We start from the raw sequence: 25,921 nt of genomic DNA, 5'->3' as shown, positions 1-25,921 counted from the left end.
GCCCAGGGGCTGTCCGGCGGATCAGGGTCGGACAGCCCGTGGTCAGTTCAGGGCGAGCTGCCCGGCGGGCGCCTGGCCTCGGGGAGTCGTTACGGCGGACACCGGGTGTGCGATGCGGTGGGGCAGAGCCGTGTTGCGGCGCTGGGTGCGGTTGTTGGCGACCGCTCGTTCGACGGCCTCGGTCTGTCCGATGAGCATCACGCCGCGGCGGGCGCGGGTGACGGCGGTGTAGAGCAGATTCCGCTGCAGGAGCATCGTTCCGGCCGCGCTGATCACGGGGACGACGACGTACGGGTACTCGCTGCCCTGGGACCGGTGGACGGTCAGCGCGTAGGCGTGGACGAGTTCGTCGAGATCGGCGAAGGGGTACACGGCCGTCTCCCCGTCCGTGAAGGTGACCCTGAGCTCGTGGGCCTCGACGTCGACGGCGGTGACCGTGCCGCTGCTGCCGTTGAAGACCCCCGACCCGCCTCGACGGGGGTTGTTGCGGATTTGCTGGACGCGGTCACCGAGCCGGAAGGCCGTTCCGTCGTGGAAGTGCTGCGGCTTGTCCGGAGCGGGAGGATTGAGACGTTCCTGAAGTCGCAGGTTGAGATCGCTCATGCCGGCGACGTTCCTCTTGCCCGGGCAGAGGACCTGGACGTCTTCCGGGCGGGCTTCGAAGTGTCGGGGCATGAGGTCGCAGACCAACTCGACGACGCGCCGGGTGATGTCCTCGGGGGCGGAAACGGGCCGGTTCCAGAATGCCCGTGGGTCGTCGTGCGGGAGTTCGCCGCGCAGGATGCGGTAGGCGTTCGTCACGATCGCCGTACTGTCGTCGTGCTGGCGGAAGACCTTGGTGAGCCGGGTGCGGGGGATCGCATCGACGTCCAGCAGGTCGCGCAGGACGCGGCCGGGACCGACACTGGGCAGTTGATCGACGTCTCCGACCAGCAGGAGATGGCAGCCGTCGCGGATGGCGGCGAGGAGTCTGTGAGCGAGCGAGAGGTCGAGCATGGACGCCTCGTCGATGACCACCACGTCCGCCGTCTCCAGCGGACCGGCATGGTCGAAGAGGGAATCGCCCTCAGGCGGACGGATCAGGCGGTGAACGGTCATCGCCTCGCGGCCGCAGGTCTCCTCCAGGCGCTTGGCGGCCTTGCCGGTCGGTGCGGCGAGCGCGACGGTGGCGCGGGCCTGGTCGGCGAGCTCGACGAGAGTCCGCAGGGTGTGTGTCTTCCCACAGCCCGGACCGCCCGTCAGGATGGACAGGGGCCGGGTCAGCGCGTGGTGGATCGCCCGCTGCTGTTCGCCGGTCAGGCCCGCCGTCTCGGTCGACGCGAGGGCGGTCAACCATTCCTCCCACGGGGCGAGTTCGGCCAGTGCGGGGGAGGAGGAGAGCAGTCGGCGCACGTGCCGGGCGAGCTGGGTCTCGTCGCGGTGGAAGCGCGTCAGCTGCGCGATCTCCGTGTCCGCCGCTGCGCCGGTGCCGTCCATCACGGTGAGCGGCACGGTCTCGGTGACCACCTCCCCCTGCCCGCGCAGCGCCTCCAACGCATGGCGCAGGACCGCGTCGTCGATGATCTCGGTACTGGCCGGGTCGTCGTCGGACAGCAGGTGCCGGGTGCGGGCGAGGAGCACGCGTACGGGCAGGTGGCAGTGGCCCTCACCGCCCGCCTTGTCGAGCTCGTGAAGGAGCGCGGCCCGGAGGCGTTCGTCGCTGTGTTTGGGTACGCCCACGGCGAGCGCGATCTTGTCGGCATGGTGGAACCCGACGCCGTGCACGTCCCGGCACAGCTGGTAGGGGGTACGGCGTACTACGAGGATCGGATCGCGATCGGTGTCGGCGTACGCGGTATGGATCTTCACCGCGAGGCGTGGCGTGATCCCCAGGTTCTGCAGGAACAGCATGATCTCGGCGATGCTCTTCTGTTCCTGCCAGGCGGCCGTGATCCGTCCCAGGCGCACGGCGCCGATGTTGTGCACCTCGAGCAGTCGCACCGGCTCGGAATCGATGATGTCGAGCGTCCGCTCGCGGAAGGTGTCCACGATCGCGGAGGCGAGAACCGGGCCGATGCCACGGATCATGCCGGAGGCGAGGTAGAGGCGAATCGCCCGCTCGTCCGCGGGCATGGTCCGTCCGCACCGCGCGACCTTGAACTGCCGCCCGTGGCGGGGGTGCTGTGTCCACGTACCGTGCAGGCGCAGACTCTCCCCCGGCCGCACACCGAAGAGCGCCTTGCCCAGTGCCGTGACGGTCTCTTCGGAGTCGGCCGTGGTCAGCCGGAGGACCGTGGTCTCGTCGTAGCTGATGTGCAGCAGGTGATCGACGACGCCCTCGACCACATCTCGGGTCTCCGAGGACACCTGATGTGCCACGTGCTCCGTCTCCAGGGATGTGTGCGACGTCGGACCGGGCCGGTTGGTGGGGCGACGAGTCCAGCATGACCTCGCAGTGGATGCCTCTCGCATGCACGACGGATTCTGCTCACCGGAACGAGTGACAAAACAAGGGAGCGGCCGCGCAGGCGAGGGGCACGTGCTGCTTCCCGGGCCGCGCCGGCCCCGTACGCCGCCGGGACGGGCGCCGCCGGGACGGGCGCGGTCGGGCCGTCAGCGGCGGAGCCAGATTCCCACCGGATGGTCGTCCAGCAGGGCGGTCACCCCGGTGGGGCCGCTGTGCGCGGCCGTGGTGCTCCGCCCGGTGCGCGCGGGCAGGACGGGCGTCCAGGTGCCCGGCGGCAGGTCCACGCGGGTGTCGCGCCAGCCGCCCGACGCCGCCAGCCGGTGGGACAGCCGGGTGGCCGCCACCAGCAGCCCCGGGGCCCGGGTGAAGGCCACCAGGTGGCCCGCCGCCGGCCCCCGGGCCGCGACGGGGGCGTAGCCGCGGAAGAGCTCCGGCCGGTCCCGGCGCAGCCGCAGCAGCGCCGCCGTGAGGGCCAGCTTCTCCTCGGCCGGGCCGTGCGGGACGGCCCCCGCGTCCAGGCGTGCCAGCACCTCGCGCGGGAAGTGCGCCGGGCGCCTGTTGTCCGGGTCGACCAGGGCCCGGTACTCGGTCTCCGCGCCCTGGTAGACCTCCGGCACCCCCGGCATCGAGAGGTGCAGCAGCGCCATGCCGAGCAGGTTCGCGCGGGCCGCCTCGGCGAGTTGCGCCGGGAGGTCGAGCGGGGCCGGGGCGTAGTCGGGGACGCCCGTCTCGTACTCCTCGTCCCGGTCGGTCCAACTGGTGCGCAGGGCGGCCTCGCGGGCCCCCTTGAGCAGGGCGCCGGCCAGCCGCGGTACCGCCTCGGGAGCCCGGCCGAGCCCCAGCGCGGTCTGCCGGGCCACCCAGGCCAGGTGGGGGTCGGGGGCCGGGCCGTCCCGGTCCATCAGCTCCGGCGCCTGCGACAGCACCGAGATCCGGGCCCTGACGTCCGCGCTGCGCTTGGTGTCGTGCGTGGACAGGACCGTGCCCGTCCGTGGCCAGTCCCGGCCCAGGGCGGCGCAGTACGCGTGGAACTCCTCGGGCGACACCGCCGGGCTCCCCGGCTCCCCGCCGACCTCGGTGGCCGACAGCAGCGGCGCGTACCGGTAGAAGGCCCGGTCCTCCAGGGACTTGGCGCGCAGCGCCGCCGAGGTCTGGGCGAACCGGGCGGCGAAGGCCGGATCCCGCAGCAGCAGCTCCCGTACGCCGGCCACCGCGGCCGGACCGGCCAGCTCGGCCGCCCGCTCCAGCGCCTGCGGCGGCAGTTCGGGCTCGTCGGGATACGGCCGGTAGACGGGAAAGGCGATCAGCAGTTCGCGCACGGCTTCGGCCAGTTCGCCGCCGGCACGGCGCTCCAGCGCCCCCAGCTCGGCGGCCAGGTCGCCGGTCAGCACCTCCCGTGCACAGGTCCGGGCGGTCTGCGGCCATGGCGGCAGGCCGGTGGACTGCCCGTACCGGGCCGCCAGTTCCGCGGCGCCCTCCGGATCGGTGAACACCCCGTCGACCCGGTGCAGCGCGTCGTACCCGGTGGTCCCCGCCACCGGCCAGCCGGCCGGCAGCCGCTCGTGGCGGGCCAGGATCTTCTCGACCACCACCCAGCAGTCGTCGCCGGCGGCGGCCCGCAGCCGGCCCAGGTACTCCTGCGGGTGGGCCAGGCCGTCCACGTGGTCGATCCGCAGCCCCTGGGCGACCCCGTCGCGGACCAGCTCCAGCACCTTCGCATGCGTGGCCGTGAACACGTCCGGGTCCTCCACCCGGACCCCGATCAGCTCCGAAATGGTGAAGAAGCGGCGGTAGTTGAGCGCGGTGGCGGTCTCCCGCCACCAGGCGGGCCGGTACCACTGCGCGGCCAGCAGCTCCGGCAGCGCCAGGCCCTCGGTCCCCTCCCGCAGCGGGAACTCCTGCTCCCCGTGGCGCAGCACCGCGCCCTCGACCCGCAGGTCGCAGGAGTCCACCGGTCCGGCGAGCAGGGGCAGCACCACCTGCCCGCCGCCGGCCTCCCAGTCGATGTCGAACCAGCGGGCGTACGGCGAGTCGGGCCCGTCCCGCAGCACCTCCCACAGCGGCCGGTTCAGCCGCAGCGGCGTCGGGACCGCCATGTGGTTGGGCACGATGTCGAGGACCAGGCCGAGCCCGTGCTGCCGGGCGGTGCCGGCCAGGGCCCGCAGGCCCGGCTCACCGCCCAGCTCGTCCCGCACGCGCGAGTGGTCGGTGACGTCGTACCCGTGGGCCGATCCGGGCACCGCCTCCAGGACGGGGGAGAGGTGCAGGTGCGACACGCCGAGCGAGGCGAGGTACGGCACGGCCGCCTCGGCCGCCGCGAAGGTGAATTCCGGGCACAGTTGCAGACGGTAGGTCGACGCCGGGGCGACGGGTTTCGGAACATCAGATTCCGATGCGGGGGTCGGGTGCGGCTGGCTCATGAGAACGTACGTACCCAGCCTGCCGGATTCCGTGCCATGACCCAATGCATCCGAGTGACTGCGCCGGGTTAGTGTCGATCAAGTGGTCGGAACCGTCAACACCTATCGAAGAGTCATCGCCCTGACCGGGCCCCTGCTCCCGCTCGTCTCCTTCCTCGCCCGCCTGCCCGTGGCGATGTCCCAGTTCGGAAGCTTCCTGCTGGTCGCCCGGACCAGCGGCTCCCTGGGCACCGCGGGCATCGTCGCAGGCGCGCTCTCCGTCGGACAGGTCCTCTTCGGACCCGTCCTCGGCCGGCTCGCCGACCGGCACGGACAGCGGCCCGTCGTCCTGGCCGCCGCCGCGGTCAACGCCGTCGCCACCGCCGCCCTGGTCGCCGGTGCGCTCACCCACCTCGCGACCCTCCCGCTCGCCGCGATCGGCGCCCTCACCGGCGCCTCCGTGCCGCTGATCGGGCCGCTCGCCCGTACCCGCTCCGTCGCCCTCGCCCGCCGCGCCCGGGCCGACGAGGGCGTCGTGGGCGCCGTGCACGCACTCGAAGGCACCTTGGACGAGGTCTCCTTCGTCTTCGGGCCCGCCCTGGTCGGCCTCGCCTCCCTGGTCGCGCATCCGGCCTTCGCCCTGGCCGGCGCGGCAGGCCTCGTCGCCGTCTTCGGCAGCGCCTTCGCCCTGCACCCGACCGCCTCCGCCACCGCCGGCTCCCCGGCGGGCGAACGGCGTACGGGAAGCCGGGCCAGGCCGCCCGCCGTGGTCTACGCCGTACGGGGCTCCCTCGCCCTCCAGGGCGTGATGTTCGGCGCCTGCCAGGCCGGCATCACCGCCCTCACCATCCGCCTCGGCGTCCCGGACCAGGCCGCCGTCGTCTACTCCGCGATGGGTGTCGTCAGCGCCGCCGTCGGCCTGGCGCTGGGCGCGCTGCCCGCCCGCTTCGGCCTGCGGCTGCGCTGGCGGGTGGCGACCGGCGCCGCCCTGGTGCTCTCGGCGCCCCTGCTGGTCACCGACAGCCTGTGGCCGCTGTACGCGGTCGTCACCGTGCTCGGGGCCGCCTACGCACCCCACCTGATCACCGCGTTCGCGCTCACCGAGCGGGCCGTGGAACCGGCCCGGCTCGCCACCGCCATGGCCTTCGCCGCCAGCAGCCTGGTGGCCGGGCAGGCCGCGGCGCTCGTCGCCGCCGGGCGCCTCGCCGAGCGGTACGGCCCGAGCGGGTCCTTCGCCGTGGCCGTGGGGGCGGCCGCGCTCTGCCTGGCCCTCGCCCTCGTCACCCGCGTGCCCGCCGCCCGTCCGCACACCGCCCCGGCAGCGGGTCCGGACCCGGCGCCCGCCGGTGAACCGGCCGCCGGGCAGGGCCGGCCTCCGGCCCCGGACACCGCCTACGCCGGCCGCTGAAGCACCACCAGACACCGCCCCGTCAGCGCCACCCGGTCGCCGGCCGCGTACTGCGGCCCGGTGCCGGGTGGCAGTACGTCCGCCCGGGAGGTGTCCACCACCAGCCGCCACTGCGCGCCGTGCCCCGGCGGAACGGTGAAGTCCTGCGGATCCGCACCCGCGTTGAACATCAGCAGGAACGAGTCGTCGGTGATCCGCTCCCCGCGGCTGCCCGGCTCGGAGATCGCCTCCCCGTTGAGGAACACCGTCAGCGCCCGCGCGTGCTGCGCCTGCCAGTCGCGCGCCCGCATCTCCTCGCCGTGCGGGGTGAACCAGGCGATGTCGGAGAGCTCGTCGTGCGTGCCCTCCACCGGCCGGCCGTGGAAGAACCGGCGCCGCCGGAACACCGGGTGGTCGCGGCGCAGCCACACCATCTGCCGCGTGAACTCCAGCAGCGACGGAGCCGGTTTGCCGGGCTCCGGCCAGCCCACCCACGACAGTTCGTTGTCCTGGCAGTAGGCGTTGTTGTTGCCGCCCTGCGTGCGGCCGAACTCGTCGCCGTGGCTGAGCATCGGAACCCCCTGCGACAGCAGCAGGGTGGCCGTGAAGTTGCGCATCTGCCGCTCACGCAGCGCCAGGATCTCCGGATCCTCCGTCGGGCCCTCCACCCCGCAGTTCCACGATCGGTTGTGGCTCTCGCCGTCCCGGTTTCCCTCCCGGTTGGCCTCGTTGTGCTTCTCGTTGTACGACACGAGGTCGTTCAGGGTGAACCCGTCGTGGCAGGTGGTGAAGTTGATGGACGCCAGCGGACGCCGCCCGTCGTCCTGGTAGAGGTCCGAGGACCCCGTCAGCCGTCCCGCGAACTCCGCGAGCGTGCGCGGCTGCCCGCGCCACAAGTCGCGCACGGTGTCGCGGTACTTGCCGTTCCACTCCGTCCACAGCGGCGGGAAGTTGCCCACCTGGTAGCCGCCCTCGCCCAGGTCCCACGGCTCCGCGATCAGCTTCACCTGGCTGACCACCGGGTCCTGCTGGACCAGGTCGAAGAACGACGACAGCCGGTCCACCTCGTGGAACTGGCGGGCCAGCGTCGCCGCCAGGTCGAAGCGGAAGCCGTCCACGTGCATCTCGGTGACCCAGTAGCGCAGCGAGTCCATGATCAGCTGGAGCACGTGCGGGGAGCGCATCAGCAGCGAGTTCCCGGTGCCGGTGGTGTCCATGTAGTGCCGCGGATCGTCCGACAGCCGGTAGTACGAGGCGTTGTCCAGCCCTCGGAAGGACAGCGTCGGCCCCAGGTGGTTGCCCTCGGCGGTGTGGTTGTAGACCACGTCGAGGATCACCTCGATGCCGGCCTCGTGCAGGGCCCGCACGGCCGACTTGAACTCCAGCACCTGCTGGCCGCGGTCGCCGGAGGCGTAGCCGTTGTGCGGGGCGAAGAAGCCGATCGTGTTGTAGCCCCAGTAGTTGCTCAGCCCGTCGTTGACGAGCCGGTGGTCGTTGACGAACTGGTGCACCGGCATCAGCTCCAGCGCCGTCACCCCGAGCTTGGCGAGGTGGCCGATGACCGCCGGGTGCGCGAGCGCCCCGTACGTGCCGCGCAGTTCCTCGGGCAGGTCGGGGTGGCGCATGGTCAGGCCCTTGACGTGGGCCTCGTACAGCACGGTGTGGTGGTACTCGTGCCGGGGCGGGCGGTCGTTGGCCCAGTCGAAGTACGGGTTCACCACCACCGAGCTCATGGTGTGCGGGGCGGAGTCCAGGTCGTTGCGGGAGTCGGGGCGGCCGAAGTGGTAGCCGTACACCGCCTCGTTCCAGTTCACCCGGCCGCTGATCGCCCGCGCGTACGGGTCCAGCAGCAGTTTCGCCGCGTTGCAGCGCCGCCCGCGCTCGGGCTCGTAGGGGCCGTGCACGCGGAAGCCGTAGCGCTGCCCCGGCATGATGCCGGGCAGGTACGCGTGGCGGACGAAGGCGTCCGTCTCCCGCAGTTCGACGGCGGTCTCGGAACCGTCGTCGTGGAGGAGGCACAGCTCGATGCGCCTGGCGGCCTCGGAGTAGACCGCGAAGTTGGTGCCGGCGCCGTCGTACGTGGCGCCGAGGGGATACGCCTGTCCCGGCCAGACCTGCATAGACAACGACTCTTCCCTCGGTATCGAAAGACTCCCGGATGATCCGGCGTGGACTGCGTCACTGCCAGATCTTCCCCGAAAGAGGGCCCGCACGCGCGGACTTGGGAGTGGTCCTACCGGGTGACCCGCAGAGCTGATATGCGGGTCAGCGGACTGTACGCGCATCGGATAATGGGCCGATGGACGGTCCGTGTGCGGGCCATCGGGCTGCACCGGGCCGCGCGCGCGGGATACCCTTCCGTGATCACTGGAGACGGGCGTCCAGACGCAGAAGGCGGTGCACGGGTGAGCTCGGGAGGTCTGGAGCTGCCCCCTGGTGACAGCAGTCACGAGGGTGGCCCGGCGGACGCCCCAGGTGGTGTCCCCGGCGGGGCGCCGACGGGGGTGCCGGCAGGGGCGGTCTCCCTGGCGGGCGGGCCGGCGGAGGCCGGCAGCGCGCGGGCCGGCGCCGAACTGGACTGGGGCGCGGAGGCCTGGAGCGAGGTCCGTACCCGGGCCCAGCGGGCCGGCCGGGCGTACATCTGGCTCAACCTGATCGAACAGCGGCTGCGGTCGGTGGTCGGCGCGGTGCTGCGGCCGATCTACGAACCGGTGCACGGCGGGGACGACTGGGTCGTCGCGGCCGCCGGGCCCGCCGGGCAGGAATGGGTGCAGCGGGCCGTCGCCGTCCGCGAGGTCAGCCGCCGCAAGGGCTACCTGCTGGACTCCGCCGACGACAACGTGCTGAGCTTCCTGACCCTGCCCCAGCTGCGGGAGCTGATGGTCCAGCACTGGCCCTGCTTCGAGCCGTACTTCGACGACCGCCGCGAGATCGAGCTGGCCCTGGACGAACTGGAGGTCACCCGCAACGTCGTCTCCCGCAACCGGGCGCTGTCGCGGCCCGTGCTGGAACAGGCGGAGCGGGCCTCGGCGCGGCTGCTGGAGGTGCTGGGCGGGGGTTCCGGAAGCCCCGCCGCGGACCGGCTGCCGATCGACGCCGTCGAGGACCTGGTGGGCGACCGGTACGCCGACGTCGTCTCCGTCCACCCGGACCGGGTGCGCCTCCAGCGCAACCTGCCGGCGGAGGACCTCTTCGGGGGCGCTCGGCGGCTCGACGCCATCGGGATAGGGCTCAACCTGCTGGTGCAGAACTTCTCGGGGCGAAGACTCGTCCGGCTGACGGAGGCGGGCTGCCGGGTGCGGCTGCTGTTCCTGAACCCGGCGAGCAGCGCGGTCAAACGGCGCGAGCGGGAGCTGGGGCTGCGCAAGGGCGAGCTGAGCCGTTCGGTGGAGATGAACATCCTGCACGTGCGGCGGGTCCGGGCGGGCCTGCGGGACCCCTCGCGCTTCGAGATCCACGTCTTCGACGAGACCCCCCGCTTCACCGCCTACCTGGTGGAGGGGCAGGCCTCGGGCATCGCGGTGGTCCAGTCGTACCTGCGGCGGGCCCGCGGCATGGAATCGCCCGTGCTGGTGCTGCGCGGTGGCGGCCGCGGGGTGCCCAAGGACGCGGACCACGGACTCTTCGCGACCTACCGGGAGGAGTTCGAGTCGATGTGGGAGGACTCCCGCCCGGTGTCGTGAGCACCTCCCGGCAGGGGGCGTCGCCTGGCTTGTCAGTGGCCCGTGGCAGGCTGAAACCCGTTGACCGAAGGTGTACGGGGGAGGGACACGGGGTGGAGGACCAGCGCGGTACGGGGGGCCGGCACGTCCGGGAGCCGATCGGGTTCGACCCGGAGGCGGCCGGCGCGGAGCCGGGCGAGTCGGGGACCGTGACGGCGGCCGTCGTGGTCGAGGGGCGAGGCGGTGCGGGGCACGACCGGCGCGGCCGGCCCGCGGATCCGGGGCCGGCCGCCCGCGCCGGGACGAGGGCCGCGTGATGGGCTGGCTCAGCGGGCCGCTGCTGGCCTTCGACCTGGAGACCACGGGCACCGACGTCGAGACCGACCGCATCGTCACAGCGGCCGTCGTGCGCCTGGATCCGGCCGGAGCCGTCTCGGCCGAGCGGACCTGGTTGCTCGACCCCGGGGTGGCGATACCCGAGCAGGCGTCGGCGATCCACGGCATCTCCACCGCACACGCCCGCGCGCACGGGGCACCGGCTGCTTCGGCCGTCGAGGAGATCGCGCGGGCCGTATCCGAGGGGCTGCGCTCGGGGACGCCCCTGGTGGTGATGAACGCACGCTACGACCTCTCCCTGCTGGACCGCGAGTGCCGGCGCCACGGCGTCGAGTCGATCAGCGAGCGGCTGGGCAGTGTGCCCTCGCCCGTCATCGATCCGCTGGTGATCGACAAGCACGTCGACAAGTACCGCAAGGGCAAGCGGGCCCTGCACGCGCTGTGCGCTCACTACGGTGTGCCGCTCGACGACGCGCACGATGCGAGGGCGGACGCCGTGGCCGCCGCCCGGGTGGTGCGCCGTATGGGTGAGAGGCACCGGCCCGTCGGGGTGATGCCCTTGGCGGACCTGCACGACCTCCAGGTACGCGCCGCGGCCGAACAGTCGGTCTCCTTGCAGGCCTACCTGCGCCGTACCGCGGATCCGACGGCCGTCGTCGAGCCCGCCTGGCCGCTGATTCCGCGGCGGTGCTGACCGTACCGGTCAGCACTCTCCCCTTCGGGGAACGCCCCGGCTCCCGGTCGCCCGGCGTCGGAGCGGTCTCTGCGCCGCCCCCTCCGGTCCGCGCCGCCCCCGCCGGTCCCGGCGCGACCGGAGGGGGCGGCCGAGGGGCAGTGCGGCCGCTACCGGGCCAGGAACGGGGCCAGGGCCGCGGTGAGTTCGGCGGGTGCGTCCATCGCGATGAGGTGGGCGGCCGTCGGGAACTCGACCAGGGTGGCGCCGGGGATCTCGGCGGCGTAGCGGCGGGCGATGTCCTGGAAGTCCGCGACGTCGAGCTTGCCGATCCCGACGAGGGCGGGGACGCCGATGCCGGACAGGTCGCCCCGTACGACGCCCTGGGAGTGCTCCCCGACGACGTCCTGGTTCACCAGCGACGTGCGGATCGGCTCGCGGAGCCGGTCGGCCAGTCCGGCCGCGACGTCCTCCCACGAGCGGGCCGGACCACGCACCCACATGTCCAGGTTCGTGGCGACGGCGGCGTCCAGATCGCCCGAGGCCAGGGCCCGCGTCTCCGCCTCGTCGTAGGCGATCATGTCCGCGGACCAGTCGTATCCCGGCCACGGCGCGGCGAGCAGCGCCAGGCAGTGGACCCGGTCCGGGTGGGTCAGGGTGAAGTCCACCGCGACCCGGCCGCCCCAGGACGCACCCACGAGCCGGACGCGGTGGTGCCCCAGGTGGTCCAGGAGGCGGCGCAGGTCGTCGGTCTCCCTGAACGGGCCGCTCGGCGGGGCGGATCGGCCGAAGCCCCGAAGGTCGTAGCGGATGACGGTGTGCCGTTCCGCGAGGGCGGGGACGATCGCGTCCCACATGTGGTGGTCGGCGATCCCGGCGTGCACGAGCACGACGGGAGGCCCGTCGCCGGTGACGACGTAGGAAAGGTGTCCGAGATCATCGGAGAGTGTGATCATCCGCAGATGTTCGCAGGCCGGCGCCGTGCCCACCACTCCTCCACAGCACTAGAACGAACGCCACTGCGTCCGCGGGTCGCCGTCCCTGAGGGAGGCCACGCGGCGGCGGAACTCGGCCAGCGCGCCCGGATTGCCGGGCGCGTGCTGCGCGACCCAGGCGCAGCTGGCCGTCTCGCGGGCGCCGCGCAGGACCGCGCAGCCCTCCCAGTCGCGGACGTCCCATCCGTACGCGCCGGCGAAGGCCTCGTACCCTCCGGCGGGCATCCCGTACCGGTCGTGGGCGAGGGCCATCACCACCAGGTCGTGTTCGCGCAAGTCCGCCGATACGGTCTCCAGGTCGACCAGGGCCGGGCCGTCCGGGCCGACGTGGACGTTGCGGGGCAGGGCGTCGCCGTGGACCGGGCCCGGCGGCAGGTGCGGGGACAGGGCCGCCACCTCGTCCGCGTAGCCGTCGCGGCGGGAGCGCAGGTACGCCGCGTCGGCCGGGTCGATCGCGTCTCCCGCCAGCCGCAGCCAGCGCTCCACCCCGCCCAGCAGGTCCCGTCCCGGCAGGGCGAACGGCGGTTCGGGCAGCGCGTGGACGGCCCGCAGCAGCATCGCCAGGTCCTCGGGGTCCGCGGGCCGCACCGCGTCCGGGAGCCGGTGCCACAGGGTCAGCGGATGCCCGCCCACCAGTCGCGGCTTCGGCTCGGCCGCGCGGACCGCCGGGATGCCGGACGCGGCGAACCAGTGCGCCACGGCCAGTTCGCGCTCGGCCCGCTCCAGCAGCGCGGCCTCCCGGCCCACCTTGACCACGAGGCCGCCGACGGCGAACACGGCGTTCTCGCCGAGCGCCAGCAGGACCGGCTCCGCGGCCCCGCCCCCGGCCAGGCCCGCCGCCGTCACCACGTCCCTCGCCCGCGCTTCGTCCATGCGGCTGTTCTACCACCGCCCGGCCGAGGCGGTCCGGGACGGCCCGGTCAGAGGGGGTCGCCGAGCGGGCCGTGCTCCGCCTCCAGGCTCCTCGCCCAGTGGGCGCCGAAGTCGGGCCGGGTGCCGTCGGCGTCGGTGAAGCCGTACTCCTCGTACAGGCCCCAAGTCGCCAGAGCCCGGCCGGACTTGGCCATGATCTGCGGGTCGGCCGCCAGCGCCGCCACCGCCCGCCCCAGGTACGCGGGGGACTCGGAGTGGGCGAAGTGCGGGTCCTGCGCCACGCCGTCGCGCCAGGTGGCCTCGGTGACACCGAAGTGGTCGAGGACGGCCTCCGAACGCAGGAACCCGGGCGTGATCGCCACGGCGGCGACGCCGTGCGGCCTGAGCTCGCAGGCCTGCGCGAACGCGAGGCGGATCACCGCCGACTTCGCCAGGTCGTAGAAGAACGAGCCGCGGTAGCGGGCGGTGTTGCCGTCCGTGACCTCCACCACCAGGCCGCTCCCGCGGGCGATCATGAGCGGCAGCGCGTACCGGCTCGTGATCACATGGGTCTCCACCGCCTGCCGCAGCAGCCGCACACCTGTCTCCACATCCTGCTCCCACAGCGGGTGTTCCCAGTCGGTCAGCGGGTCGCCGCCCCAGACCGAGTCGACCAGGACGTCGAGCCGCCCGTCCTGTTCGGCGGCGATCCTGTCGACAAGGGCCCGGACCTCCTGCGGACGGCTGTGGTCGGTGCGCACCGCGATGCCCCGGCCGCCCGCGGCCGTGATCCTCTCCGCGGTGTCCTCGATCGTCTCCGGACGGTCCAGGTCCGAACGCCCGGCACCGCTGCTGCTGCGCCCGGTGACGTACACGGTCGCGCCGGCGGAGCCGAGCTCGACGGCGATGCCCCGGCCGCCGCCGCGGGTGCCGCCGGCCACCAGGGCCACCTTCCCGGCGAGGGGGCGGGTGTCGGCCGTCATGATTTCTCCGGTTCGCGGCGGTGGCGGGTACGGGTGGGGAGATGGGGGCGCAGTACGGTGTCCAACTCGTGGCGCAGCCGCTCGGCGAGGCTGCCCCGGCGTTCCACGGCCCAGGTCAGGCCCGCGCCGGCGGTGATCGCCTGCACGGTGCCGGCCAGGGCCGCGACGTCCGTCCCGGCGCGGAGCTCGCCCGCTTGGGCCGCCTCGGCCAGCAGGCTTTCGATCGCTCGCCGCTGGGACCGGTGCACGGCCAGGGCGCGTTCGTACAGCTGCGGATCGGTGAGGTCCGTGCACAGGAACGCCAGGTGGTGGGCGAAGCTCTCCGGCGTGTCCATTCCCGCCAGGGTCTGCGACGCCAGCGCCGCCAGGGCCCCGAGCGCGGACGGGTGCGCCGTGCGCGCCCGGACTGCGAGCTCGCCCGCCTCCTCGGCGGACCGGTCGGCGAGCGCCAGCAGCAGGCCGTGCTTGGATCCGAACCGCTGCACGAGCGTGCCGGGCACCAGGCCGACCTCGCGGGCCACGGCCGCCAGGGTGAGCCCCGACGGCCCCACCCGGCCCATGACCCGGGCCGCGGCCTGAAGGATCACCGCGTCCTCGACCCCGCGTGGGCGTGCCACGACCGGCCACCCCCTCCCATTAATAAATGCCTGTTCATTCATTAAACCTTCCCGCGGCCGGCGCGGCAAGCGGGTCGGCGGCTGGTGCCTTCCGGTGGCCGGCCCGATGCTGGAATGGTGGGTGCCGAAGAAGACGTGAGCGCGGGCCGCGGCCCCAGCGGCGTGACACGGCGCGCGATCCGCACCACCCTCTGCGCGTGCGGTGCGTTCTACGTGTGCCTGTACGGGCTGGACCGGCCCGTGGCGGCCACGTACGCCCTCTTCGCGGTGGTCTCGATGGCCGCCCTCTCCCGCATCCCCGGCACCGGCGGCCAGCGGGCCGCCCTCCTGGTCAGGACCCTGCCCGCGGTGTGGATGCTGCTGACCGCGGGCACCTTCCTCGCGGTACGGACCTGGACCGCCGTGGCCGGCATGCTCGTGATCGGCTTCGCCATCGCCTTCGTGGCCGCGGCCGGCCCCCGGGCCGCGGGCGCCGCCCCCGGCCTCCAACTGCTCTACATCCTGCCGTGCTTCCCGCCCTACGCCCCCGACACCCTCGGCCAACGGCTGGGGGGCGCCACCTTCGGCCTGGTCCTGCTCATCCTCGCCGAGAAGTACCTCCTTCCCGAGCCGCGCGGCACCACCTACCGGGAGCTGGCCGCAGGGGCGGCCGGCATGGCCGCCCGCTTCGCCGCCGAGCTGGGCCGGCCCCCGTACACGCTGCCCCCCGCCGAGGTGGAGGCGGCGCGGACGACCGGCGAGTCGCTGCGTCCCCTCCACGTGGAGGAGGCCGAGCGCCCCGCCGGACCGGGCCTGCGCGACCGCGCCCTCGCCCACACCGGCCTCGGTGCGCGCACGCTGCTCGGACGACTGGCGACGCTGCCCCCGCCACCCCCGGGACAGCCCCCGCTCAGGACCGGACGGCAACTCCTGGAGACCGTCGGCCGGTCCGCCGCCGAGACCGGAGCCCTGCTGGCCGGCACGGGCCGCGCGACCGACGAGGCCGACGCCCTGCGGCGGCTGCGGGAAGAGGTGAGGGAGGCCGCCGAGCGGGAGCCGCAGCCGGTGGCCGAGGTGCGCGGCCGCCGCCGGGCGGCGCTGCTCGAGGTGGCGGACGCCGCCGTCGCCTTCGCGACCGCCGCCGAGCTGGCGGTCCGGGGCAGACGCGCCCCGCTGCCGCCCGGCACCGACTCCGGCCGCTTCTGGTACGCGGGCCGGCGGGCGCCGGCCCTGTGGTGGCACCGGCTGGCGGCGCACGCCGGGCCGCGCTCCGTGCACTTCCAGAACGCCGTCCGGATCAGCCTCGCCCTCGCGGCCGCCCGCACGGTCGCCGGCGTGGAGTCGCTGCCCCACGGCTTCTGGGCCATGCTGGCCGTCCTCAGCCTGACCCGGACCACCGTCTCCCAGACGAGGGCGACGGTGCGCCAGGCGCTCGCCGGGACCCTGCTCGGCGCGCTCCTGGCCGCAGGGGTCCTGGCCCTGGTCGGCGGCCACACCACCGTCTACGCCGCCATCCTGCCGCTGGTGATGCTCGTCGCCTTCATGGTGGGACCGGTGCGGGGTGTGGGCTGGGCCCAGGGCATGTTCACCCTGGTGGTGTCCTTCGTCTTCGCGCAGCTGGCGCCCGTGACCTGGAGGCTGGCCGGGGTCCGGCTCATGGACGTGGTCATCGGCAGCCTGATCGGCGTGGTGTTCGGACTGCTGGCCTGGCCGCGGGGGGCGCAGGCCGAGCTGCACCGCGCGGTCGCGCTGCTGCTGGCGCGGGAGGCCGAGACGGTCGAGGCGACCACGGCCGCCGTGGTCGCCGGCAGGCGGGACACCGCCCCCGACGACCGGGCGCTCCAGCTCGCGCTCTCGCTCGCGGAGAGCGCGTACGCGCAGCGGCAGAGCGAGCCGCGGGCGCCCGTGGCCGGTGCGCCCGACTGGCAGGCGGCCATGATCACAGGGCACCACGTGCTCTGGGGCTCGCGCAGGCTGCTCGCCCGCGCCGGCCCGGACCTCGGGCCGGGCAACGGGGAGCGGCTCACCGTCCGGGCGGACGGTGTGGCCGCCCGGATGCGGAGTGCGGCGCAGCACGCGGCCACGGTCCCGTCGGCGGCCGCGCCCGCGTCGGCGCCCGGCGCGCCGAGCGCCGGTGCGCCCGCCGCCGTCGGGACTGCCGTCGGGGGGACCGCCCCGGCGCCCGCCGCACACGCCGCGCCGAAGGGGGCGGGGGGTGGAGGGGCCGGGGCGGGCGGTGCGGCGCAGGTGCCGGAGGTCGTCGCACCGTCGGAGTTCTTCGCCGCCCAGACCTGGCTCGACTCGCTCACCCTCGACGTCGAGCGCGTGCTGGCGCCTTGCCGCGCCCCCTACCCGGCCGAGGCCGAGACCGCCGACTCGGCCGGCCCCTCGGATCCGCACCAGTCGTGATCACTGTGCGGCCAGCGGTGCACGCGGGGCCCCAACCGCGGATTCTGCGTCGGCGCCATCGGCGCCATCGGTGTCGTCGGTGCCGACCGGGCCGTGCGGAAGCATCCGGTCCAGCCACTTGGGCAGCCACCAGTTGGACCGGCCGAGGAGTGTCATGGTCGCCGGTACCAGCACCATGCGTACGACCGTGGCGTCGATGAAGATCGCGGTGGCCAGGCCGAGGCCGAACATCTTGGCGGAGGGGTCGTCGGCGACGGCGAAGGACAGGAAGACCGCCACCATGATGAGGGCGGCCGAGGTGATGATCCGGGCGGTGCGAGAGATGCCCTCGACGATCGCCGTGCCGTTGTCGCCGGTGCGCAGGTACTCCTCGCGTACACGGGAGAGGAGGAACACCTCGTAGTCCATCGACAGCCCGAACAGGATGGCGAAGAGGAACATCGGGATGAACGACACGATCGGAACCGTCGCTTCCAGCCCGATGAGTGCGCCTCCCCAGCCCCACTGGAAGACCGCGACCATGACGCCGTAGGCCGCGCCGATGCTCAGCAGATTCAGCAGTACCGCCTTGAGCGGTACGAGTACCGAGCGGAAGATCAGCATCAGCAGCAGGAACGACATCGCCAGCACGGTGGCTACGAGCACCGGCAGGCGTTCGCTGGTGCGCCGGCCCACATCGGACAGGCTCGCGGCGGCGCCGCCGACGTGGGCCCGGGCCGGGCCGTGCCCGAGCGCCGTGGGCAGCACGTCGGTGCGCAGCCGGGCGATGGTGTCGGTCGTGGCCTTGTCCTGTGGGCTGGTGGTCGGGAACACCACGAGGGTGGCGATGCCGGTGGCGCGATCGATGTGCGCCGGCGCGACGGATGCGATGCCCGGATCCGCCGCGACCGCCCTGACGAGTCGGTCCGGCACTCCCGGATCACCGGCGGGGTCCGCGGCGATGACGAGGGGACCGTTGGTGCCCGCGCCGAACCCCTCGGCGACCAGGTCGTAGGCCTGGCGCTCGGTACGGCTGTGGGGCAGTGAGCCGTCGTCGGGCAGGCCGACGCGCAGGCCGAGCACGGGCAGCGTCGCGGTCAGCAGCAGCCCCGCCGCGCCGATCGCGTACAGCACCGGGTGCCGGCTGACGTGCCCGATCCAGCGCCGCCACCCGGCGGCGGGAGCGGCGCCCGCGGCCCTCTCCCGCCGCCGTGCGAGTCGGCCCGGCCTCGCGGTCCGCAGAGCCCGGCCGATCCGGCCGGCCTGGGCCAGGCGTGGGCCGGCGGCTCCGAGGAAGGCCGGCAGCAGCGTCACCGACGCGACCACCATGGTCAGCACGACGATCGAGACGGCGATCCCGCCCACCGTCATGAACGGCACGTTCGCGACCGCCAGGCCGAGGATCGACACGACGACGACGCCGCCGGCGAAGACCACGGGCCTGCCCGCCGTGGCCACCGCCCGCCCCGCCGCCTCGTGGGGAGCGAGCCCGCGCGCGAGGTACTCCCGGTGCCTGGCGAGCACGAACAGCGCGTAGTCGATGCCGACTCCGAGCCCGACCATGCTGCCCAGGACGGGGGCGAAGGCCGGGACGTCCGTGACCCCCGCCAGGACCGTCATCGTGGCGACTCCGATGGTCAGTCCGAAGACCGCCATGCCGATCGGCAGCGCGGCGGCGACGAGCGAACCGAACGCCAGGAACAGGATCGCGGCCGCGGCGAGGAGCCCGATCAGCTCGCTCGTGCCGCCGTCGGGGTCGGAGAAGGCGTAGAAGAGGTTCCCGCCCATCTCGATGCGCAGGGGCAGCTCGGCGCGCAGCCGGTCGCCGAGACCGACGAGGGCGTCGAGGTCCTCGGCCGACAGCCGGCTCTGGTCGGGGTATTGCACCCGGACGACCGCGATCCGCCCGTCGGTCGAGACGAGGCCGCCGCGCACGGCGGTGTCCCCGCCCGCTTCGAGCGCCCCCGCCGTCTCGCTCGTGCCGAGCACGTGCGGCAGCCGCTTCACCTCGGCCTGCAGCCGCGTCAGAGCGGTGCGCGCGCCGTCGTCGCCGAAGAACGTCGCACCGCCGTCGAGGGGGGTGACGACCACTTGGGCGGTCATCCCCTCCTGGCCGGTGCCGGCCCGCTCGATCAGTTGCGCGGCCCGTTGGGAGTCCAGCCCCGGAGCGGTCATCGAGTCCGCGGTGCGCCCGCCGAAGGCGACGGCGGCCAGGACGGCCAGCGTGGCGGCGACCAGCCATGCCGCGATCACCCGCCAGGGATGGCGGGCGGCGTTGGTGCCCAGGCGCAACAGGGCTTTCGAGAGCATCGGGTCCTCCAGAACCACATCGCCGGCCGTCCTTGTAAGGCCGGACGATGTCGAGGCTCCACGCCACGGCGCTCTGCGGCATCGGCCCACGGGCCGCGGATCCGTCGGCCCGGGGGCGGAGTGACGACCCGTCCTTTCGGCCGATGCGCGGCACGCCAGGGTCTCTAGGCTGTGAACCGTGCTCCGAGACGACCTGCGAACCCTGTGGACCGAACCCCGGCCGCCCGGCGCGCCCGCCCGGGTGCGGCGGGACTGGGCGCTGCTCGCCGCGGGCCTCGCCGGTGTGGCGCTGGAGGCCACCCTGCGCGAGAACGTAGTGTGGCGGCCGGTGGCGGTGGTGTTCGCCGTATGGCTGTGCCTGCTGCCCCTGTGGCGCCGGACCCGGCCGCTGGCGATGGTGACGCTGGCGTTCGGCTCGGTGGCCCTGCTCCAGGTCTCCTCCCTCGTCGGCGCACCGCGCGAGCCCGTCGGCCTGTACACCGGCGCGGTCGTGCTCGTGCTGGTGTACGCGCTGCCCCGGTGGGGATCGGGACGCGAGGTCGTGCTGGGCGGCGCGGTGATCCTCGCGGTCGGGACGCTGTGTGTCGTCATGGACGAGACCCCGGTCGTCGAAAAGGTCGTGGGCCTCGTCTTCCTGCTGCTGCCCGGGGTGGTCGGGGCTGCCGTGCGGTTCCGGGTGACCGCTCGCGAGCGGCAGTTGGAGCAGGTGCGCTCCCGCGAGCGCGAGCAGCTCGCCCGGGAACTGCACGACACGGTGGCCCACCACGTGTCGGCCATGGTGATCATCGCCCAGGCGGGCCGGGTGCTCGCGGGCACCGACCCGTCCGCCGCCGTCGAGGCGCTGGAGGGGGTCGAGGAGGAAGGGGCGCGCACGCTGGAGGAAATGCGCGCCATGGTCGCCGCGCTGCGCGACCGCGGGGTCGGCGCCGAGCTGGCGCCCCCTGCCGGAGTCGCGGATCTGGAGCGCCTGGTGCGCATCCCGGGCGGACGGCTCCGGGTCGACCTGGGGCTCGACGGCGAACTGGACGCGCTGGCCCCGGCCGTGGACGCGGCCGTCTACCGGATCGTGCAGGAGTCGGTGACCAACGCGCTGCGCCATGCGGTCGACGCGACCGAGCTCGTCGTTCGGGTCGCCGCGCAACAGCACACGGTACGGGTGAGCGTGCGCGACAACGGCAGGCGCACCGGCCGGGGTCGCGACGGATACGGACTCACCGGACTGCGCGAGCGTGCGATCCTGCTCGGCGGCACACTACGAGCCGGCCCGGGTACCGACCGGGGCTGGCATGTCGAAGCCGAACTGCCGAGGGCGAGGAGCGAGAGCGGTGTCCATTCGCGTCCTCGTCGCTGACGACCAGACGATCATCCGCACCGGGTTGCGGATCATGCTGAACGCCCAGCCCGGCATCGAGGTGGTCGGCGAGGCCGCCGACGGGCGGGAGGCGGTACGTCTGGCCCGCGAACTACGCCCCGACGTCTGCCTGTTCGACATCCGCATGCCCGTACTCGACGGGCTGGAGGCCACCCGGCTGGTCGCCGGCCCGGGCGTCCCCGACCCGCTGGCCGTGGTCGTCATCACCACGTTCGACCTCGACGAGTACGTCTACGGCGCGCTGCGTGCCGGCGCCCGCGGATTCCTCCTCAAGGACACGGGACCGGACCTTCTGGCGCAGGCCGTACGGTCGGCGTCCGGGGGTGAGGCGCTCATAGCGCCCAGCGTCACCGTCCGCCTGCTCCAGGCATTCGCGGACCTGCCCGCCGGCCGGCCCGTGACCCAGCCGGTCTCCCCCGTCACCGCCCGCGAGGAGCAGGTCCTCCTCGCCGTCGCCCGCGGGCTGACCAACACCGAGATCGCCGATGCACTGCACATCAGCCTCAGCACGGTGAAGACGCATCTGGCCAGCCTGATGGCGAAACTCGGCGCCCGCAACCGGGTCGAGATCGCGATGTGGGCCTACGAAACGCGCCGCATCCTCCCCGGAACCTGAGCCGGGCGGGTGCCGGGACCTGTCCCACGAGTCCCCGCCCGGACAGCAGCGCCCCGGACGGCTCACGTCGGCTCCCCATGCCTCACCCGCCCGGCGGCCCGGCCCCGGGGAGCGCCCTGCGGATCGCGCCGGGCCCGCGCTGCCCGGCACCGCCGCCGCACCGCCCGCCGCCGCACCCCGACGCACTGCCCGGCACCGCCGCCGCACCCCGCCGCGTTGTCGGGGCGCCCGCATGCGTGCCGTACGCCGGCAGTCCCTGCGCCGTGCGCTGCCCGGCACCGGACGGCGCGGGCTCGGCCGACACCGTCGAAGGCGAACGACCCCTGGGCCGCGCCCCGACCCGAAATAGCTTGCACGAGACGTATCGTCTCGTTAGAGTCGGATCATGACCTCAGCCAAGCCCGCCCACATCGCCATGTTCTCCATCGCCGCCCACGGGCACGTGAACCCGAGCATCGAGGTGATCCGGGAGCTCGTCGCCCGGGGCCACCGCGTCAGCTACGCCATCCCCGCCGCCTTCGCCGAGAAGGTCGCCGAGACCGGCGCCACGCCCGTGATCTACACCTCCACCCTCCCCACCGACGACGACCCGGAGGCCTGGGGCACCGAACTCATCGACAACCTGGAGCCCTTCCTGAACGACGCCGTCCAGGCCCTTCCGCAGCTCGCCGCGGCCTTCGAGGGCGACGAACCGGACCTCGTCCTCCACGACATCACCTCCTACCCGGCACCCGTGCTCGCCCACCGCTGGGGTGTCCCCGCCGTCTCGCTCTCCCCGAACCTCGTCGCCTGGGAGGGGTACGAACAGGAGGTGGCCGAGCCGATGTTCGCCGAACTGAAGGCGTCCGAGCGCGGGCAGGCCTACTACGCCAAGTTCGCGGCGTGGCTCACCGAGAACGGCCTCGGCGACCAGGTCGACCGCTTCCAGAGCCGCCCCCGCCGCAGCCTCGTCCTGATCCCCCGGGCCCTCCAGCCCCACGCCGACCGCGTCGACGCCTCCGTCCACACCTTCGTCGGCGCCTGCCAGGGCGACCGCAGCGCCACCCAGGGCACCTGGAACAGGCCCGAGGCCGCCCACGGCAGGAAGATCGTCCTGGTCTCACTCGGCTCGACCTTCACCAAGCAGCCCGCCTTCTACCGCGCCTGCATCGACGCCTTCGCCGACCTGCCCGACTGGTACGTCGTCCTGCAGATCGGCAGGTTCACCGACGAGGCGGACCTCGGCGAGGTCCCCGCCCACGTGGAGGTCCACCGCTGGGTCCCCCAGCTGGACATCCTGCGCCAGGCCGACGCCTTCATCACCCACGCGGGCGCCGGCGGCAGCCAGGAGGGGCTCGCCACCGCCACCCCGATGGTCGCCGTCCCCCAGGCCGTCGACCAGTTCGGCAACGCCGACATGCTGGCCGCCCTGGGCGTCGCCCGACACGTCCCGATGGCCGACGCGGACGCGGCCACCCTCCGCGAGGCGGTCCTCGCCCTCGTCGCCGACCCCGCCGTCGCCGCCCGCGCCGAGGAGATCCGGGCCGGGATGACCGCCGAGGGGGGCACGCGCCAGGCCGCCGACCTCATCGAGGCGGAACTGTCATAGCCGCGGCCTAGGGTGGCCCCCATGACGAAGAAGGCCACGGCGACGACCACGTACGCCGCACTGCTGCGCGGGATCAACGTCGGCGGCAGCAAGAAGGTCCCGATGGCGGAACTGCGCGCGGTCCTGGAGGGACTCGGGCACGGCGACGTGCAGACGTACCTGCAGAGCGGCAACGCGGTCTTCAGCAGTGCGCGGACCGATCCGGCGGCGCTCGCCCGGGAGCTGGAGGCGGCCGTCGAGGCCCACTTCGGCTTCCGGGTCGCCTGCCTGGTGGTGGACGGCGCGTACCTGCGCGCCGTCGCGGAGGCCTGCCCCTTCCCGGCCGCCGAGCTGGAGGGCAAGCAGCTCCACGCCACCTTCTTCTCCGAGCAGCCCGGCCCGGAGCGTTTCGCCGCACTCGACGCGGCCGCGTTCCTCCCCGAGGAGTACCGCCTCGGCGACCGCGTCCTCTACCTCTACGCCCCCGACGGCCTCGGCCGCTCCAAGCTGGCCGAGGCCCTCGCCAAACCCGCCGTCGCCAAAGGCATCGACGCGACCACCCGCAACTGGAACACCGTCGCCAAGCTCGTGGAGCTGACCGGTCCCTGACCCGCTGTCTACCCCTCCGGCACCGGGGTGGCCTGGTGGTAGTACATCCGCCAGCCGGCCCCGTCGGCCGACGTCCGCCAGATCGAACTCCTGCGCGCCCGCCGCCCGTCGATCACGGTCTCGTAGGTGAGGTGCACCACCCCCGGCGCCAGTTCGACCCCCGCCATACCGGCGGGCTCGTACAGCGGGCCGTCCTCGGCGCCGCCCTCCAGGCCCGGCAGCGCCGCGAGCATCGTCTCCCGGTCCCACCTGCGGCCCGAGGCCCCCACCTCGACGAACTCCGGATCGAGGAGCCGGTCCGCCAGGACCCTCGACGCCCGCACGCCCGGACCCATCAACCGCATCTCGCACGCGACCGCCTCGGCCACGGCCTCCTTCGTCCCACCCATGGGAGCATCCTGCCCCGGACCGGCGCGGTACCGGCCACCGGCCCCGGGGGCGACGGAGCCGACCGGGTGTGCCAGGCTCATCGCCATGCGGTACATCATCATCGGCGCGGGCGCCGTGGGCGCCACCATCGGCGGACGGCTCGCGGAGGCGGGCGGCGAGGTCGTCCTCGTCGCGCGCGGCGCGCACGCGGAGGCCCTGCGGGCCGGGGGGCTGCGGCTCACGACGGCGGACGGGAACCGGGTGCACCGGCTGCCGGTCGTCACCGGACCCGACGAGATGGGCGAACTGCGCCCGGACGACGTGCTGGTGCTGGCGGTGAAGACCCAGGACGCGATCGCGGCGCTCGACGCGTGGGGCGACGCGGAGGTCGCGGGCGGCGGCACGGCCGCACAGCGGCTCCCGGTGCTCTGCGCACAGAACGGGGTGGAGAGCGAGCGGCTGGCGCTACGGCGCTTCGCGCGCGTGTACGGGGTGTGCGTGTGGCTGCCCGCCACCTTCCTGGAGCCGGGCGTGGTCTCGGCGCTGTGCACCCCGCTGACCGGCATCCTGCACCTGGGCCGGGCCGCCGGCGGCACGGACGCGCTCGCCCGGACCGTCGCGGCGGACCTCGCCAAGGCCGGCTTCGAGGCGCCGCTGGTCGAGGACGTCATGCGGTGGAAGTACGCGAAGCTGCTGGGGAACCTGGGCAACGCGATCCAGGCCACGACCGGCCCGGAGCCCGATCCGGCCAAGGCGGCGCTGCTGCTGCGGGCCGTGCGCGAGGCGAAGGCCGCCTTCGGGGCGGCCGGTATCGCCTACGCCTCGGACGCGGAGCAGTCGCAGGCCCGCGACGGGAAGGTCGAGCAGCCGCCGGGCGTGCGGGGCGGATCGTCCTGGCAGAGCCTGGCCCGCGGTACGGGCTCGGTGGAGGCGGACTACCTCAACGGGGAGATCTCGCTGCTGGGCCGGCTCCACGGGGTGCCCACCCCCGTCAACGACGTGCTGCGGCACGCGGCGAACATCTTCGCCCGGGAGGGCCTGCCGCCGGGCGCGATGTCCGTCTCCGACCTGACGGCCCTGGCCGACGAGGCCGCGGCCCGCACGTAGAGCGGGCGGGTCAGGCCGTCAGGGCCGGGAGCCGGGCGGGTGCCGCCGCGGCCGCGTCGTAGCGGTGCAGCAGCAGGCGGGCCAGTTCCGGGGCGGCGCCCAGGACCTCGGCCACGACGTCGGCGCCCGCGGCCCCGGCGCCCGCCGCGATGCGGTCCGGGAGCCTGCCGGGGGCGATGACGTACGGGGCCACCGCCACCCGGTCGAAGCCCTCGGCGCGCAGGGCCCGTACGGCGTCCTCCGTACGGGGCAGAGCGGCGGAGGCGAACGCAGGCCGCACGGCGCACCAACCGGTGTGCCGCCACTCCCGCGCGATTTCAGCGATCACTGCGATCGCCTCCGGGTCCGTGGAACCGGCGGACGCGAGCACCACCGCGGTGGTGGCGCGGTCCGCCGGGGTGAGGCCGGCTTCGGACAGCCGGCGTTCGAGCGCCTCGACGAGCAGCGGGGACGGCCCGAGGACGTCCGCCACCGAGACCGTCAGGCCCGGCAGGCGGGTCAGCGCCTCCGACAGCGCCGCCGGGATGTCGGCCTTCGCGTGGAAGGCCCGGGTCAACAGCAGCGGCAGGGCCACCACGTCGCGGACACCGTCGGCGTGCAGCGCCGACAGCACCTGCTCGACCCGCGGGGCGTTGAAGTCCAGGAAGGCCGTCTCCACGCGCAGTCCGGGCCGCAGCGCCCGCACCCGCCGGGTGAGGGCGTGCACGGTCGCGGCGTGCCGCGGATCGCGGCTGCCGTGGGCGATGACCAGCAGGGCGGGCGACATGCGCGTCAGCTCTTGACCAGGAGGCCGCGGCTGCGCAGGACGTACCNNACGGCCGGCGGCACCCACGCCACCGACGGCAGGGACTGCAGGCCCTGGAGGATCGGGCCGATCGCGGCGCGCACGAACTTCACCCGGGCGACGAGCAGGCCGAGCGGGGTGCCGATGGCCAGGGCCAGCAGGAAGCCCAGCAGACCACGGGAGACGGAGGTCCAGATGACCTCCAGCAGAGTCCCCTTCAACCACATGTCGGACAGGCTGTCCCACACCGCGGAAAGGGCCGGGAGCTTCGTCTCGTCGGTCACCTTCAGGGAGACGAGGACCTGCCAGATCACCAGGACCAGGCCGACCGCCAGGAACGGCGGCAGGACCTTCTTGACGAGGACCTCGCGGACCGGTGTGCGGTGGGTCTGGACCGCGTCCAGGGCGTCGAGTCCGGCCTCCAGACCTGCGAGGTCGTCCGTTGTCGCCTTCGTTTCAGTGCTGGCCAT

At 74.0% G+C, this 25,921-nt stretch carries 19 protein-coding genes and 2 pseudogenes; 10 read left to right on the top strand and 11 right to left on the bottom strand.

The annotated features are described in order from the left end of the window. Positions 1-42 precede the first annotated feature (42 nt). Positions 43-2,358: an SF1B family DNA helicase RecD2 gene (gene recD2, locus AVW11_RS27570; protein WP_206281929.1), complete on the bottom strand. Its 2,316-nt coding sequence runs from the start codon at positions 2,356-2,358 to the stop codon at positions 43-45. Between the two features lie 234 nt (positions 2,359-2,592). Next, positions 2,593-4,866: a malto-oligosyltrehalose synthase gene (gene treY, locus AVW11_RS27565; protein ID WP_076046348.1), complete on the bottom strand. Its 2,274-nt coding sequence runs from the start codon at positions 4,864-4,866 to the stop codon at positions 2,593-2,595. Positions 4,867-4,948: 82 nt separating this feature from the next. Here treY and AVW11_RS27560 point away from each other — a divergent pair, with 82 nt between their 5' ends. Continuing rightward, positions 4,949-6,253 carry an MFS transporter gene (locus AVW11_RS27560; RefSeq protein ID WP_060179807.1) on the top strand — a complete coding sequence of 435 codons (1,305 nt, stop codon included), beginning with the start codon at positions 4,949-4,951 and terminating at the stop codon, positions 6,251-6,253. Here the strand turns inward: AVW11_RS27560 and glgX are convergent. After that, complete coding sequence (glgX, locus tag AVW11_RS27555; RefSeq protein WP_030847818.1) at positions 6,238-8,352, bottom strand: glycogen debranching protein GlgX; 2,115 nt, start codon at positions 8,350-8,352, stop codon at positions 6,238-6,240. The genes AVW11_RS27560 and glgX overlap by 16 nt on opposite strands. A 285-nt stretch (positions 8,353-8,637) precedes the next feature. Between glgX and AVW11_RS27550 the strand changes: the two genes are divergently transcribed. The 3 genes from AVW11_RS27550 to AVW11_RS27540 all read left to right on the top strand — a co-directional run bounded on the left by AVW11_RS27550 (position 8,638) and on the right by AVW11_RS27540 (position 10,924). Continuing rightward, the gene (locus AVW11_RS27550) at positions 8,638-9,915 is read left to right on the top strand and encodes an SAV2148 family HEPN domain-containing protein (protein WP_030847821.1); all 1,278 of its coding nucleotides are present in this window, start codon (positions 8,638-8,640) and stop codon (positions 9,913-9,915) included. Positions 9,916-10,007: 92 nt separating this feature from the next. Continuing rightward, positions 10,008-10,211, top strand: a complete 204-nt coding sequence (locus AVW11_RS27545; protein WP_076046347.1) for a hypothetical protein — start codon at positions 10,008-10,010, stop codon at positions 10,209-10,211. Further along, on the top strand, positions 10,211-10,924 hold the full coding sequence (locus AVW11_RS27540) for a 3'-5' exonuclease (protein ID WP_076046346.1): 714 nt from the start codon (positions 10,211-10,213) through the stop codon (positions 10,922-10,924). The genes AVW11_RS27545 and AVW11_RS27540 overlap by 1 nt, the downstream gene beginning before the upstream one ends. Before the next feature lie 149 nt (positions 10,925-11,073). Here AVW11_RS27540 and AVW11_RS27535 read toward each other — a convergent pair whose 3' ends face one another. Genes AVW11_RS27535 through AVW11_RS27520 form a run of 4 tightly spaced genes read right to left on the bottom strand, consistent with a single transcriptional unit; the run spans position 11,074 to position 14,350 of the window. Further along, positions 11,074-11,859, bottom strand: coding sequence for an alpha/beta fold hydrolase (locus tag AVW11_RS27535; protein ID WP_030847831.1), 786 nt, complete (start codon positions 11,857-11,859; stop codon positions 11,074-11,076). Positions 11,860-11,907: 48 nt separating this feature from the next. Beyond that, complete coding sequence (locus AVW11_RS27530; protein ID WP_076046345.1) at positions 11,908-12,771, bottom strand: phosphotransferase enzyme family protein; 864 nt, start codon at positions 12,769-12,771, stop codon at positions 11,908-11,910. 47 nt (positions 12,772-12,818) lie between these two features. Continuing rightward, entirely contained in the window at positions 12,819-13,733 is a 915-nt protein-coding gene (locus AVW11_RS27525) for an SDR family oxidoreductase (protein ID WP_030847837.1), read from the bottom strand. Further along, entirely contained in the window at positions 13,730-14,350 is a 621-nt protein-coding gene (locus tag AVW11_RS27520; RefSeq protein WP_240528278.1) for a TetR/AcrR family transcriptional regulator, read from the bottom strand. Before AVW11_RS27520 ends, AVW11_RS27525 begins: the two co-directional genes overlap by 4 nt. A gap of 117 nt (positions 14,351-14,467) precedes the next feature. Here AVW11_RS27520 and AVW11_RS27515 point away from each other — a divergent pair, with 117 nt between their 5' ends. Next, positions 14,468-16,738, top strand: a complete 2,271-nt coding sequence (locus AVW11_RS27515) for an FUSC family protein (protein WP_240528277.1) — start codon at positions 14,468-14,470, stop codon at positions 16,736-16,738. On the opposite strand, the gene AVW11_RS27510 is transcribed toward AVW11_RS27515, so the two are convergent. After that, the gene (locus tag AVW11_RS27510; RefSeq protein WP_076046353.1) at positions 16,739-19,027 is read right to left on the bottom strand and encodes an MMPL family transporter; all 2,289 of its coding nucleotides are present in this window, start codon (positions 19,025-19,027) and stop codon (positions 16,739-16,741) included. It abuts the gene before it with no gap. Positions 19,028-19,205: 178 nt separating this feature from the next. Between AVW11_RS27510 and AVW11_RS27505 the strand changes: the two genes are divergently transcribed. The 4 genes and pseudogenes from AVW11_RS27505 (at position 19,206) to AVW11_RS27490 (ending at position 23,191) form a co-directional block, all read left to right on the top strand. After that, positions 19,206-20,378, top strand: a complete 1,173-nt coding sequence (locus AVW11_RS27505; protein ID WP_076046342.1) for a sensor histidine kinase — start codon at positions 19,206-19,208, stop codon at positions 20,376-20,378. Beyond that, a complete protein-coding gene (locus AVW11_RS27500) occupies positions 20,353-21,015 on the top strand; it encodes a response regulator (protein ID WP_030847852.1) in 663 nt (220 codons plus the stop codon). Before AVW11_RS27505 ends, AVW11_RS27500 begins: the two co-directional genes overlap by 26 nt. 323 nt (positions 21,016-21,338) lie before the next feature. Then, a pseudogene (mgt, locus tag AVW11_RS27495) lies at positions 21,339-22,603 on the top strand (macrolide-inactivating glycosyltransferase). A gap of 21 nt (positions 22,604-22,624) precedes the next feature. Further along, the gene (locus AVW11_RS27490; RefSeq protein ID WP_076046340.1) at positions 22,625-23,191 is read left to right on the top strand and encodes a DUF1697 domain-containing protein; all 567 of its coding nucleotides are present in this window, start codon (positions 22,625-22,627) and stop codon (positions 23,189-23,191) included. 8 nt (positions 23,192-23,199) lie between these two features. Here the strand turns inward: AVW11_RS27490 and AVW11_RS27485 are convergent, their stop codons facing one another. Further along, the gene (locus tag AVW11_RS27485) at positions 23,200-23,580 is read right to left on the bottom strand and encodes a nuclear transport factor 2 family protein (protein ID WP_076046352.1); all 381 of its coding nucleotides are present in this window, start codon (positions 23,578-23,580) and stop codon (positions 23,200-23,202) included. An 85-nt stretch (positions 23,581-23,665) separates the two neighbouring features. On the opposite strand from AVW11_RS27485, the gene AVW11_RS27480 reads away from it, so the two are divergent. Further along, the gene (locus AVW11_RS27480; RefSeq protein WP_060179797.1) at positions 23,666-24,667 is read left to right on the top strand and encodes a ketopantoate reductase family protein; all 1,002 of its coding nucleotides are present in this window, start codon (positions 23,666-23,668) and stop codon (positions 24,665-24,667) included. Between the two features lie 10 nt (positions 24,668-24,677). On the opposite strand, the gene AVW11_RS27475 is transcribed toward AVW11_RS27480, so the two are convergent. Next, a complete protein-coding gene (locus AVW11_RS27475) occupies positions 24,678-25,433 on the bottom strand; it encodes a sirohydrochlorin chelatase (protein WP_076046339.1) in 756 nt (251 codons plus the stop codon). A 38-nt stretch (positions 25,434-25,471) separates the two neighbouring features. Further along, a pseudogene (locus AVW11_RS27470) lies at positions 25,472-25,921 on the bottom strand (ABC transporter permease); the annotation flags it as partial.

This window comes from Streptomyces amritsarensis (assembly GCF_001953875.1).
Lineage (GTDB): Bacteria > Actinomycetota > Actinomycetes > Streptomycetales > Streptomycetaceae > Streptomyces > Streptomyces amritsarensis.
Note: the sequence above shows the minus strand (reverse complement) of the source record. Positions and strands in the feature narration are given on the sequence as shown.

Coding starts and splice junctions, on each gene's coding strand:
- treY (WP_076046348.1), bottom strand. CDS start 4,866: ATGAGCCAGCCGCACCCGACCCCCGCATCGGAATCTGATGTTCCGAAA.
- glgX (WP_030847818.1), bottom strand. CDS start 8,352: ATGCAGGTCTGGCCGGGACAGGCGTATCCCCTCGGCGCCACGTACGAC.
- AVW11_RS27540 (WP_076046346.1), top strand. CDS start 10,211: ATGGGCTGGCTCAGCGGGCCGCTGCTGGCCTTCGACCTGGAGACCACG.
- AVW11_RS27535 (WP_030847831.1), bottom strand. CDS start 11,859: ATGATCACACTCTCCGATGATCTCGGACACCTTTCCTACGTCGTCACC.
- AVW11_RS27530 (WP_076046345.1), bottom strand. CDS start 12,771: ATGGACGAAGCGCGGGCGAGGGACGTGGTGACGGCGGCGGGCCTGGCC.
- AVW11_RS27525 (WP_030847837.1), bottom strand. CDS start 13,733: ATGACGGCCGACACCCGCCCCCTCGCCGGGAAGGTGGCCCTGGTGGCC.
- AVW11_RS27510 (WP_076046353.1), bottom strand. CDS start 19,027: ATGCTCTCGAAAGCCCTGTTGCGCCTGGGCACCAACGCCGCCCGCCAT.
- AVW11_RS27490 (WP_076046340.1), top strand. CDS start 22,625: ATGACGAAGAAGGCCACGGCGACGACCACGTACGCCGCACTGCTGCGC.
- AVW11_RS27485 (WP_076046352.1), bottom strand. CDS start 23,580: ATGGGTGGGACGAAGGAGGCCGTGGCCGAGGCGGTCGCGTGCGAGATG.
- AVW11_RS27480 (WP_060179797.1), top strand. CDS start 23,666: ATGCGGTACATCATCATCGGCGCGGGCGCCGTGGGCGCCACCATCGGC.
- AVW11_RS27475 (WP_076046339.1), bottom strand. CDS start 25,433: ATGTCGCCCGCCCTGCTGGTCATCGCCCACGGCAGCCGCGATCCGCGG.